This is a genomic window from Cupriavidus sp. HMR-1, assembly GCF_000319775.1.
Classification (GTDB): domain Bacteria; phylum Pseudomonadota; class Gammaproteobacteria; order Burkholderiales; family Burkholderiaceae; genus Cupriavidus; species Cupriavidus metallidurans.
Window position 1 is genome coordinate 1 of record NZ_ANKP01000036.1, and the last position, 9,558, is coordinate 9,558.

The 9,558-nt window shown below is 63.8% G+C and carries 10 protein-coding genes and 1 pseudogene; 4 read left to right on the forward strand and 7 right to left on the reverse strand.

The window, feature by feature from the left end; translation table 11 throughout:
- Positions 1-412: 412 nt before the first annotated feature.
- Entirely contained in the window at positions 413-877 is a 465-nt protein-coding gene (locus tag D769_RS04875) for an ion channel (RefSeq protein WP_008642630.1), read from the forward strand.
- Positions 878-1,072: 195 nt separating this feature from the next.
- Complete coding sequence (locus tag D769_RS04880; protein ID WP_008642631.1) at positions 1,073-1,972, forward strand: MipA/OmpV family protein; 900 nt, start codon at positions 1,073-1,075, stop codon at positions 1,970-1,972.
- Between the two features lie 23 nt (positions 1,973-1,995).
- Here D769_RS04880 and D769_RS04885 read toward each other — a convergent pair whose 3' ends face one another.
- From D769_RS04885 to D769_RS32225, 3 genes are all read right to left on the reverse strand, one after another.
- Positions 1,996-2,661: a CocE/NonD family hydrolase gene (locus tag D769_RS04885; RefSeq protein WP_008642632.1), complete on the reverse strand. Its 666-nt coding sequence runs from the start codon at positions 2,659-2,661 to the stop codon at positions 1,996-1,998.
- A gap of 126 nt (positions 2,662-2,787) precedes the next feature.
- Positions 2,788-3,099 (reverse strand): hypothetical protein, encoded by a 312-nt coding sequence (locus tag D769_RS04890; protein WP_008642633.1) that lies wholly within the window; start codon positions 3,097-3,099, stop codon positions 2,788-2,790.
- Positions 3,100-3,219: 120 nt separating this feature from the next.
- Positions 3,220-3,378 (reverse strand): hypothetical protein, encoded by a 159-nt coding sequence (locus D769_RS32225; protein WP_008642634.1) that lies wholly within the window; start codon positions 3,376-3,378, stop codon positions 3,220-3,222.
- 379 nt (positions 3,379-3,757) lie between these two features.
- Between D769_RS32225 and D769_RS04895 the strand changes: the two genes are divergently transcribed.
- Positions 3,758-5,203, forward strand: a complete 1,446-nt coding sequence (locus D769_RS04895) for a catalase (RefSeq protein ID WP_008642635.1) — start codon at positions 3,758-3,760, stop codon at positions 5,201-5,203.
- 116 nt (positions 5,204-5,319) lie between these two features.
- The gene (locus D769_RS04900) at positions 5,320-5,808 is read left to right on the forward strand and encodes an ankyrin repeat domain-containing protein (protein ID WP_085959054.1); all 489 of its coding nucleotides are present in this window, start codon (positions 5,320-5,322) and stop codon (positions 5,806-5,808) included.
- Positions 5,809-5,865: 57 nt separating this feature from the next.
- On the opposite strand, the gene D769_RS04905 is transcribed toward D769_RS04900, so the two are convergent.
- The 4 genes and pseudogenes from D769_RS04905 to D769_RS04920 all read right to left on the reverse strand — a co-directional run.
- A complete protein-coding gene (locus D769_RS04905) occupies positions 5,866-6,624 on the reverse strand; it encodes an SDR family oxidoreductase (protein ID WP_008642642.1) in 759 nt (252 codons plus the stop codon).
- Between the two features lie 112 nt (positions 6,625-6,736).
- Positions 6,737-7,825, reverse strand: a pseudogene (gene ilvA, locus D769_RS04910) (threonine ammonia-lyase, biosynthetic); the annotation flags it as partial.
- Between the two features lie 329 nt (positions 7,826-8,154).
- On the reverse strand, positions 8,155-8,403 hold the full coding sequence (locus D769_RS04915; protein ID WP_008642645.1) for a DUF2274 domain-containing protein: 249 nt from the start codon (positions 8,401-8,403) through the stop codon (positions 8,155-8,157).
- A partial coding sequence (locus D769_RS04920) for a TrbI/VirB10 family protein (RefSeq protein ID WP_008642646.1) occupies positions 8,400-9,558 on the reverse strand: 1,159 nt, incomplete at its 5' end. The genes D769_RS04920 and D769_RS04915, both read right to left, overlap by 4 nt.

Consider the following 9,558-nt stretch of genomic DNA (forward strand, 5'->3'; position numbering starts at 1 on the left):
CCGTACACCGAAGGCGCAAACGCCTGAGCCCCGCCCCATGCTGGCGGTAGTTGAAAAGAAGTAACCGGAGTCGCATCAGGGCCACTGTTCTGGCCGGCTCCGGTTGTTGCCCCGGAGTCCATCATGAGCTTCAAGAACAGTGCCCTGATCCTGAGTGGATGGCTGGCCGTCACAGCCGCCACCGGCGCCGCCGCCGCGATCGTGGTCCAGACGCTACCTGTCTGAGCCCGACACACGACACTAATAACTGCGCCCCCGCAGCAAGTTGAAGAAAGCCATCAGTGCGCAATCCAGCGCGGCGTGAATGCACTCTGCCATGCGTTCACGCCGTGTTGGCATTTGTGCGCACCATGGCGCAAGCATCAAGCCGCCGTATATAGTCTGCCCATCACTCGCGAACTCCCGGCGAACGATGCCAGACACGCCAATTAATTACCTTCTTGCAGTCGGACTCACGGCCGGCCTGACCGTTATCTGCGTCGGCCTGCACTATGAAGCACTTCGGCTAATCTCCTCGATTCACCCCAAGCGCCTTAGCGGCAAACTCAACATTGCCGTGATGATCCTGCTGATCATCCTCACACATTGCATCGAAGCCGTGATTTTCAGCGGCGGTTACTGGCTCGGCACCGAGTGGCTTGGCATCGGGCGCCTGACGGGCATGCAAGAGCACGGCCCCGCGGCGTATATCTATTTCTCCCTCGAAACCTTCACCACACAGAGCATCGGCGACATCGTCCCGATCGGCCAGCTGCGTCTGCTGGCTGCCGTACAGCCGCTGGTGGGCCTGATTCTGATAGGCTGGTCCACATCCTTCACATTCCTGATCATGCGGCGCGACTGGCAATGGGACGACGAGCGCGGCGCCAGGAATTGACGGCTGACGACTGACGGCTGACCGGGGAGGGCTGGTCGCCGGCCGCCACGTCGGCCACAATGGCCATCGGGTTTCAGCAATCGGGTTTCAGCAAAATGATGACTTTGCGTCATCCGCACGTCCGCCAGCGCCGTTACACCGGTTTTGCATCGCACCTTCCCCCATGGGAAGCGCCAGAAGAAACGGAGTGATTACTTGTCGACGAATTCGGATTACCAGGCTGGTGTGGCACATGGCCGGTACCCGCGCGCCCTGATACTGTGGCTCGCCACGGCGATGTTCGCGCTGGTGGCCTTGCTGGCCGCGCCGCGAGCCCACGCCCAGACGCCGGCCCCGCTGGCCGAGTGGCAGTACTCGGTAGGCGTGCCGCTGGAAAAGCTGTTCGAGGGGCCCCCGCCCGACTGGACGGTTCGCCTGGGCATGGCAGCCCGTATCAGCCCGTATTACGACGGCACCGGCAACTACTATCCGCTGGCGGGCCCGGCGATCGACATCCGGTACCGCGACCAAGGCTTCCTGTCCACTGGCGAAGGCCTCGGCTGGAACATCGTCCACTCCGACCATTGGCGCGCCGGTATTGCGCTGACCTATGACTTCGGCCGACGCGAAAAGCACGACCACGACCATCTGGCCGGACTCGGCAACATCGGGATGGCGGTCGAGTCGAAGCTGTTCGCGGAGTACGTGGTCTCGAAGGAGTTTCCGCTTGTGATTCGCGCGAACGCGCGGCGCCAGTTCGGGGGTGCCAACGGGTGGCTGGGCGACCTCGGCGCGTACATGCCGCTGCCGGGCAGTTCGGACAAGTTCGCCTGGTTCGCGGGTCCCACCATGACGGTCGCGGATTCGGCCTACATGAGTCGCTGGTACGGTGTCACGGCGGAGCAATCGGCGCGTTCAGGACTGCCCCAGTACCATGCCGGCGCCGGCATCCGCTCATACGGCGGGGGGGTATCCGCGATGTGGTTCTTCGGCAAGCACTGGTTCGCCACGGCCGATTTCGGCATCGCAGCGCTCGTCGGCGATGCGCGCAACAGCCCGGTCGTATCTCACTCGGCCAACATGACCGGCGATATTTCGATCATGTACGAGTTCTGACCCAGTAACTACCGATCAGCCGGTCACTCGGCCGGCCGCCGCAGATAGCTCTCCACCACGCGGCGCAGGCCGGGCAGTTTCCCCGTGAAGAAGTGTCCGGCGCCCGGTACCACGACCACCGGCAGTTCCTGCGGTCGCGCCCAGTCGAAAACGTTCACCAGCGGTACCCGCTCATCGCGCTCTCCGTGCACGACCAGTGCGTGGGCGGGGACCGTCGGCGTGTCATAGGACAACGTGTCGGACAACGCGCCAGCGGGCATTCCCGCCAGCATCAAGTGCGCCATCGACTCGCCCGCGGCGGTGAGCACCTCGGCTGCGCGCGCCTGGACGAAAGCGCCGAACGAGAATCCAGCCAATGCCAGCGGCAGCCCCGCATTCGCTGATTGCCCATACCGGATCACGGCCAGCACGTCGTCCGTTTCGCCGTTCCCTTCGTCGTACTCCCCTTCGCTCTGGCCAACGCCGCGATAGTTCGGCCGCAATGCCAGGAAACCATGCGCCTGCAGGATGCGCGCAAGCAGCTGGGGAATCTTGTGTTCGGCGTTACCGCCCTGGGACGGATGCGGATGCGCCACCACGGCAACGCCGATCGGCGCAGCGGCCGGCGTATCGACGAGAACTTCGATCTGACCGGCAGGTCCGGCGATGAACTGGCGAGTGGTAGCAGGTACGGGGAGGGGCGAGGACATGGGAACGGCGACTTGCTGGCTGGGGGCGGGCGTTACGGTTTCTGGCATACGAATGCACGCGCAGCATACCCGCAGCAGCCCCCCGGCGGCAACGCCTGCCGCCGTCCCACACCTGGCTGCCGATTCTCAATGCTGGCTGTCCGCCTTGATGACGGACGCAACTTCCTGCCGCCTGACGCTGACCACATCGTCAAGCTCGAGACCCTCCGCGACGACGAGCATCTCGGTTCCCCGGCTGATGGCGTAGATCACGCCGTACCAGAGATCCGGCCCCGCCGCGGCGTTCAGCCGGATGCTGAACTCCGTCACCAGATCCTGACTGAAGACGGTCACCAGGTCGCCAACCTCGGGCATGGCGGCCTCCTCCGCCAGCGGAAATTCCCGGGCTGCCACCGTCAGTGGCGTCTGCGCGATGCCGCGCGCAAACCTCGCTTGCATGTCATCTCCTGCGCATGATTTTCACCTTGTAAGGATAGGAACGCAGCCTGAAAAGGCACGGAAAACCTGCCACAGGGAGGATTCAGGTCGAGCGCGCGTCGCATTTGAACGGGCCGCGCCTCACGATTCAATAGCGCCGGGTTCCTCATGCGCCTGCTGCCCATCGAGCTTTGCTTCGCGGCGCGCCAGCCTGGCCGATAGCCGGTACTGGCACACGAACAGCGCAATCAGGGCGATCAAGGCAATGGCGGCAAGGCCAAAACGGTAGACGATCCACATGGTGCGGCATGGTCGTAGTTGTCCTGCTTTCAGCCTATTCAGCCTGCCGTCCAGACACTGCAAAGAATCGACTGATACACGTCAATTTCCTGTCAATGCCGAGCACAGAATTTGACCTGATCCGAAAAATGCGAGAAAGCGGAGCCCTTCCCAGACGTAAACCACTTAATGGCCCGCTCGAAAAGTCTGTGCACTATCGCGGCCATTGATCAATACGATATGACTTGAACGACCCCTTCTGCGATAGTTGACTGCAACTCCTGCCGGCGAGTCAGTTCCCCGGCGCACTCGATGACGCGGCCACGAGCCGCGGCAATTCCGTCCCACAAATGTCCAGACGCGACCCCTCCGGATCGCACGACTGCATCAAGGAATGACTATGAATAAGCTCACGACCGCATTTGGCGCGCCCGTTGTCGATAACCAGAACGTTCAGACCGCCGGCCCGCGTGGCCCCGCCCTGCTCCAGGATGTCTGGTTCCTCGAAAAGCTTGCCCACTTCGACCGTGAAGTGATTCCGGAACGCCGCATGCACGCCAAGGGCGCCGGCGCTTACGGCACGTTCACGGTCACGCATGACATCACCAAGTACACGCGCGCCAACCTGTTCTCACAGGTTGGCAAGAAAACCGACCTGTTCCTGCGCTTCTCGTCGGTGGCCGGCGAGCGCGGCGCTGCCGATGCGGAACGCGACATCCGCGGCTTTGCGATCAAGTTCTACACCGAGGAAGGCAACTGGGACCTGGTGGGCAACAACACCCCGGTTTTCTTCCTGCGCGATCCCCTGAAGTTCCCCGACCTGAACCACGCCGTGAAGCGCGACCCGCGCACGGGCATGCGTAGCGCCGAAAGCAACTGGGACTTCTGGACCGGCCTGCCCGAAGCCCTGCACCAAGTCACGATCGTCATGAGTGACCGGGGTATCCCACGCACCTGGCGTCATATGCACGGGTTCGGCAGCCATGCCTACAGCTTCATCAACGCCAACATGGAGCGCTTCTGGGTGAAGTTCCACTTCGTCACCCAGCAGGGCATCCAGAACCTGACTGACGAGGAAGCTGCGGAGATCACGGGCCAGGACCGCGAATATCACCAGCGCGATCTGTTTGAATCAATCGAACGTGGCGATTTCCCGCGCTGGAAGCTCTGCGTGCAGATCATGCCGGAAGCCGAAGCCAGCAAGGTCCCCTACCACCCGTTCGACCTGACCAAGATCTGGCCGAAGAAGGACTACCCGCTGATCGAAGTCGGCGTGCTGGAACTGAACCGCAATCCGGACAACTTCTTCGCCGAAGTCGAACAGGCATCGTTCGCACCGTCGACGATCGTTCCCGGCGTCGGTTTCTCGCCCGACAAGATGCTGCAGGGCCGTCTGTTCTCGTACGGCGACGCCGCGCGCTATCGCGTCGGCGTGAATCATCACCAGATTCCGGTGAACTCGCCGAAAGCCGCGAAGTACGTCAACAGCTATCACCGCGACGGCACGATGCGCGTCGACGGCAACCGGGGGGCCGCCATCGCCTATGAGCCCAATACGAAGGGCGAGTGGGCCGAGCAACCCGACTTCCGCGAACCGCCGCTGACGCTGGAAGGCACCGCCGACCACTGGAACCATCGCGAGGACGGCGACTACTTCTCGCAGGTCGGCGCGTTGTTCCGCCTGATGTCGCCGACGCAGCAGCAGGCGCTGTTCGACAACACGGCCCGCTCGATCAAGGGTGTGTCGAAACACATCCAGCAGACCCACATCAAGCATTGCACGGCGGCTGACCCCGCCTATGGTGCGGGTGTCGCGGCTGCCATCGAGATGATCGAGGCCAAGTAAGTCCCTACTACCCGTGCCTCTCCCTCCCCCGTGAGAGGCACGGGTGGAACGACTCAGCAAATCCCGAACAAACCGTCCGAGACAGGAAAATGATGATGGAACAGCCTCAAGCCACGATGTCCGCGGAAGATGAAGCGCGCATGATCGCCGCGCTGGGCCAGGTGTTCGATCTCGCGCGCAATGGCGACGCCGTGGCGCTCGCGGCGCTGATCGAACGCGGCATGCCACCGAACCTGCGTAATGAAAAAGGCGACACCCTCGTCATGCTGGCCGCCTACCACGGCCACGCGAACGCGCTGCGCACGCTGCTGGAAGTCGGCGCTTCGCCCGATATCCGCAATGCGATGGGTCAGACGCCGATCGCTGGAGCCGCCTACAAGGGCTACACGGAAATCGTCGAGATCCTGCTCGAGCATGGTGCCGACGTCGAAGGCGCCTCGCCTGACGGCCGCACGGCGCTGATGACCGCCGCGATGTTCCAGCGCACGGACATCGTCGACATACTCAAGGCGCATGGCGCCGACCCCAACGCACGCGACAACCGCGGCATGACCGCAGCCGATGCGGCGGCTTTCATGGCCGGCCGGCACGGTAGCCCCCATTGACGGGCCGCCCCTCTCGGTCGAGCGAGAGGGGGATCGCCTAGATTCCGCCTCAGCGAATTACCCGCGTCCCACGAACGGCATCTTGGTCGCCATGACGGTCATGAACTGCACATTGGTTTCCAGCGGCAGATTGGCCATATGCAGTACCGAGCTGGCAACGTGGGCCACATCCATCAACGGCTCCGGGCGGATCTCGCCATTGGCCTGCGGCACGCCACGCGCCATGCGGTTGGCCATGTCGGTACCCGCGTTGCCGATATCAATCTGACCACAGGCGATGTCCCAGGGACGGCCATCGAGCGACAGGCTCTTGGTCAATCCGGTAATCGCATGCTTGGTGGCCGTGTAGGGCACGGAATTCGGCCGTGGCGCGTGGGCCGAGATCGACCCGTTGTTGATGATGCGGCCACCACGCGGGTCCTGCGATTTCATCAGCATGAACGCGCCGCGCGCACACAGGAAGGCGCCGGTCAGGTTGGTATCGACCACCGCCTTCCACTGCTCGACTGACAGTTCGTCGATGCTGACACCCGGCGCGTTGATGCCTGCGTTATTGAACAGCACATCGAGCCGGCCGAAGCGTTCGCGGATCTTGCCGTACAACGCGTCGACCGAGGCGGCATCACTCACATCGCACTGCACGGCCAGCGCGGTCTGGCCCGCAGCCGTGGCTTGCGCGGCCAGGGCTTCCAACGTCTCGGCGGTGCGACCGGCCAGCACGACCTGATATCCGTCCGCGAGCATCGCCTGCGCCACTGCCTTGCCGATACCGCGCGCCGCGCCCGTGACCAGTGCGACCTTTGCCTGCTTTGTCATGCTCGATGTCTCCAATGTCTTGTGGCTGGGAAGAGTGCCACCCCTGATTCTGCCCGAAAGCACCGCAGTTGTACGACAACTTCTGGGCGATCATCGGCCTCCCCTTCCATCATCGCGCGGCGCCAACCACTTCCGCCCGTTCCGCCACGATGCGCAAGCGGTCAAAGTTCATATTGGCGCCCGATGTGATCGCGACCAGCGCCAGCGAAGCGTCGCCCGCCGTCGCCGCATACTGCTTGAGCCCCGCCACGGCCAGCGCGCCGGCCGGCTCCACCAGGCTGCGCGTGTCCTGGAAGACGTCCTTGATCGCCGCGCAGAGCGCATCGGTATCCACCGTCAGCACACCATCAAGGTACTTCTGGCAAAGCCGAAATGTCTCTTCTCCGACGCGCTTGACCGCCGTGCCATCCGAGAACAATCCCACGGCATCGAGCGTGACCCGTTCGCCAGCGGCCAGCGAACGCGCCATGGCACAGGAATCCTCCGTCTGCACGCCGATGACCTGGACTTCCGGCCGGACCGCCTTGACATATGCCGCCACGCCCGCTGCCAGGCTGCCACCGCCGATCGGCACGAACACGGCATCAAGCGGGCCGCGATGCTGCCGCAGGATCTCCATGCCCACGGTACCTTGCCCGGCGATGACGTCAGGGTCGTCGAACGCCGGGATGAACGTCATTCCGTGTTGTTGCTGCAGGGATAGCGCATGGTCGAAGGCATCGGAATAGGACTCGCCGGCCAGCACGACTTCCACCATCCCGCCACCGTGGGCACGCACCGCGTCCACCTTCACCTGCGGCGCGGATTGGGGCACGACGATGATCGCCCGCACACCAAGCCGGGCCGCGGCCAGCGCCACGCCCTGCGCGTGATTGCCGGCCGAGGCCGTGATCACGCCACGGGCAAGCGCATCGGCCGGCAGGCTGGCCATCTTGTTGTAGGCACCGCGCACCTTGAACGAAAACACGGGCTGGTGATCCTCGCGCTTGAGCCAGACGCGGTGGCCGAGATGCGCGGACAAGGTCGGCGCCGCCTCCAGCGCGGTCTCCCGTGCCACGTCGTAGACGCGCGCGGTCAGGATGCGCCTCAGGTAATCGTCGGCGTCGCTCCAGGCGTCGTGTGCCGCTTCAAACGGCTCGGCATCGAACGACTGGCCCGGCGCAACGGCTTGGGGCACGGCAAGGGGACGAGTAAACGGCATGGCGACTCCATTCTTGAGGGGAAATCTCTGAAAATCCCTGGAGGCGGCCATAAAAAATGTTCGGTGTCAAGTATTTTCAAGGCATCCCATTTGGCCTGAAACCTTATACGAGACAGCAAGTTAGCTCTGTATCGTGCCACCCGATGGCACCTCGGCGGTGTGGGCTAGGTGCCACATGAGAGCGTTGGGAGAGAAAGCCGGATCGCGCTACATCGGACACGGAGTGCAGCGTCGGCAACCGACCTGAACTCCCATATTACCGGCTTCCCAAACGAAGAACGCACGGCCTGGAGCCGCGCGTTCTTCATTAAATCTATGTCGGAGCATCGTCATCCTGACTTCGGGGTGGCGACGGCCTTGGCCTTGCCACCCCGCTTGAATCCCCGATCCCCCGCCATGAAGGCTTCGAGCATGTGCGGGATCAGCGTGGCCGCATCGACCGCTTCGCCATAGGTCTGCGCATGAAGAGCGGCGTACCGGTCTAGATCCATTTTCAGGCTGGCTGGACAAGCGAATGTCAGCTTGGTGCTGCTGGTCGATGGCAGCGGCCCAAGCCGGAGTTTTCTGGCCATGTTCATCGGGCACCTCCACGCTGAAGAAAGAGCGGCTGGTAAGCTCGAACCTGTAAATCCCTTGCCACGATGATCCGCACCGGCAACCCCGGCCGCGCTGTCAGCGTCGGCTGGATGTTCATGTTGCGCCGGGTCATCTCCTGCCCCACTTGGTTCACACTGTCCTGCAGACCATCGCGCCCGGCAATGACGATGCGGTTGCCGTTCTGCCGATTCTCCGGCGCGGCCAACTCGGCGCCGATACCCAGCAGCGTGGTCAGCGCCGCCCCGGCAAAGATGCGGCCCCAATGCTGATCCACTTCATCCTCCAACCCTGCGTAGCCCGCAGGATCGGTGCCGACAAGGTTGTCGAGCGTCAGCGAGGATGTGTCTGGCAAGATGATCCGGTTCCACACCATCTGCACCCGGCTCTGCCCGAAGCTCACCTGGCTGTTGTATTTGCCCAAAATGCGCGAGCCCTGCGGAATCAGCAGGAACCTGCCCGTAGCCGTGTCATAGACCGGCTCCGTCACCGTGGCGATCACATCGCCCGGCAGGTCGGACTTGATGCCTGTGACCAGCGCCGCTGCGATCACCGTCCCGGCCATCACCTGGTACGGCGAGGCTGGCATTTGGAGATTGCCGGAATTGCGAGTCTCCTTGGAGCCGCCTTTCAGGAACGCCTCTTTCTGGTCTTGCCGGTTCTGCACGGTGGTGGGATCACTGGGCTGGGCCGCCGTCGAGGCCGGACCGGCCGCCAGCGGATCGAACCCTGCCAAGGCGTTGGCCATGCCGGGTGCTCCGGGCGCCGCCTGCGCGACAGCGCCAGCGGCTTGGCCCGGCTTTCCCGAGCGGAAGAACACCGCCGAAGCCGCCGCCGCTTCGGCCTCCTTGCGCAAGGCGTCGTTGGGATCATGTCCCGGCGGCATGTAGGTGGGCTGCTGCGCCGCCACGATGGCCGGCCCCAGGTCGCCCGGCAGCGGCGGCCCCAGCTCGGGCACCTTCGGCAGTTTCGAGTAATCGGACGGCAACCCATCCAGCCCTTCGGACTTTGAGACCCGATCCACGTTGTACAGCTCGTTCTGCCAGCCTGCGCCGCGCCGGTGCGGCTGCAGGGCCCAGATCGTGGCCCCGAGCACGGCGACCGACAGGCCGCCGGTGAGCATGGCCAGCGTGCGCCGG

Excerpts from the sequence above, each read along its gene's own strand:
- D769_RS04895 (WP_008642635.1), top strand. The coding sequence starts at position 3,758 with ATGAATAAGCTCACGACCGCATTTGGCGCGCCCGTTGTCGATAACCAG.
- D769_RS04905 (WP_008642642.1), bottom strand. The coding sequence starts at position 6,624 with ATGACAAAGCAGGCAAAGGTCGCACTGGTCACGGGCGCGGCGCGCGGT.
- D769_RS04875 (WP_008642630.1), top strand. The coding sequence starts at position 413 with ATGCCAGACACGCCAATTAATTACCTTCTTGCAGTCGGACTCACGGCC.
- D769_RS04885 (WP_008642632.1), bottom strand. The coding sequence starts at position 2,661 with ATGTCCTCGCCCCTCCCCGTACCTGCTACCACTCGCCAGTTCATCGCC.
- D769_RS04890 (WP_008642633.1), bottom strand. The coding sequence starts at position 3,099 with ATGCAAGCGAGGTTTGCGCGCGGCATCGCGCAGACGCCACTGACGGTG.
- D769_RS32225 (WP_008642634.1), bottom strand. The coding sequence starts at position 3,378 with ATGTGGATCGTCTACCGTTTTGGCCTTGCCGCCATTGCCTTGATCGCC.
- D769_RS04915 (WP_008642645.1), bottom strand. The coding sequence starts at position 8,403 with ATGAACATGGCCAGAAAACTCCGGCTTGGGCCGCTGCCATCGACCAGC.
- D769_RS04900 (WP_085959054.1), top strand. The coding sequence starts at position 5,320 with ATGTCCGCGGAAGATGAAGCGCGCATGATCGCCGCGCTGGGCCAGGTG.